Consider the following 292-nt stretch of genomic DNA (forward strand, 5'->3'; position numbering starts at 1 on the left):
GCACAGGGGCTGCACGGTCACGTCGCTCCTGCGTCGCAGCAAGCATGCGATCAGGTACATGGTCAGCAGCTGCAGGAGGGTGGTGAGGCAGAGATCCTGCGATACTGGCGTGCCGACCGGTTCCGGGTATGCGTCGTCACACCAACCGTCGAGCAGTGGCAGGAACACACACGTCCGGTGGAGATCATCGATGCCGGGTTCACCGAGTTCGACGGTCCCACAGCCACCACTCGCGCCTACTGGCATGCCATGTGCGCCCCCGAATCCGGGGTGCATTCCGAGGGTTGAGATC

The 292-nt window shown here is 63.7% G+C and carries 1 protein-coding gene; it reads left to right on the forward strand.

The genetic code is table 11. The features are described from left to right. Positions 1 to 288, forward strand: a 288-nt coding sequence (locus tag QSV46_RS39380; RefSeq protein WP_314964043.1) for a hypothetical protein, incomplete at its 5' end; no start/stop codon positions are given. Positions 289 to 292 lie beyond the last annotated feature (4 nt).

This window comes from Bradyrhizobium cosmicum (assembly GCF_032290525.1).
GTDB classification, from domain to species: Bacteria; Pseudomonadota; Alphaproteobacteria; order Rhizobiales; family Xanthobacteraceae; genus Bradyrhizobium; species Bradyrhizobium cosmicum_A.